General features: G+C 53.6%; 1 protein-coding gene. It reads left to right on the top strand.

What is annotated here, in order from left to right; genetic code table 11:
- Positions 1–363: carbohydrate porin (locus tag HK25_RS12175; RefSeq protein ID WP_143296012.1), on the top strand; the 363-nt coding region annotated here is incomplete at its 5' end.
- Between the last annotated feature and the right edge of the window lies 1 nt (position 364).

Here is a 364-nt window from a genome sequence, read left to right as displayed (position 1 = left end):
TTTGTCGGCGGGTTGTTTGACTGGGGTCCGTTCAGTTCGCGTCCGAGCGATTATGCCGGTGTTGTTGTGCAGAGCTTTTTGTGGAACCACAAAGTGACCCGCTCAATGAATGCCTCGCTGCAGTCGCAGGGTTATAACAGCAAGTGGCCTGATTCTGAGACGATGCTTGAAGCGCTGTATGGTTTTAACCTGGCGCCTGGGGTCAGTCTGTCCCCTTATTTTGAGTATATCTGGAACCCCGATCAGCTGGCTGCGGCAGCCCCGCGCCCTCATATCACTCACGCTATACAGGCCGGTCTGACCTTCACGTTCGAGCTTAACCCAGGCCTCAATATCGCTGACCTACACCGTATCAGAAAGTAAA

Source organism: Acetobacter sp. DsW_059, assembly GCF_002153695.1.
GTDB lineage: Bacteria > Pseudomonadota > Alphaproteobacteria > Acetobacterales > Acetobacteraceae > Acetobacter > Acetobacter thailandicus.
The sequence above is the reverse complement of the archived record's forward strand: the minus strand, read 5'-3'. Positions and strand labels throughout refer to the sequence as shown.